This is a genomic window from Vibrio sp. T9 (assembly GCF_003123985.1).
Lineage (GTDB): Bacteria > Pseudomonadota > Gammaproteobacteria > Enterobacterales > Vibrionaceae > Vibrio > Vibrio diabolicus.
In genome coordinates, this window is sequence record NZ_NIGY01000121.1 from 1 (window position 1) to 345 (window position 345).

Genomic DNA, 345 nt, shown 5'->3' on the forward strand with positions numbered 1-345 from the left:
GCGGCGCGAGAGAAACAGTGCAGCCGGCTGGCCATGCCCGCTGGCCAACTGAGGGCGCGCCTCGCGCAGATACGCCTCCACGTGGTTCAGGGCTTCCTCGCCTACCGGCACGAGACGATCCTTGCCGCCCTTGCCGGTGACGCGAAGCACGCCCTGCCGCGTATTCAGCCCGGCGAGCGGCAACTCGACGAGTTCCGATACTCGCAAGCCCGACGAGTACATCAATTCAAGCATCGCCCGGTCCCGCTGCCCCAGCGGGCCGGTCAGGTCGGGCGCGACGATCAGTGCCTCGATCTCGCGCTCGGCCAGCGCCTTGGGCAGGCTGCGCGGCATACGCGGACGCTG

At 69.3% G+C, this 345-nt stretch carries 1 protein-coding gene; it reads right to left on the reverse strand.

Annotated features, from left to right (window positions below):
• On the reverse strand, positions 1–333 hold a 333-nt coding region (locus CBX98_RS25720), incomplete at its 3' end, for a tyrosine-type recombinase/integrase (protein WP_197710259.1).
• Between the last annotated feature and the right edge of the window lie 12 nt (positions 334–345).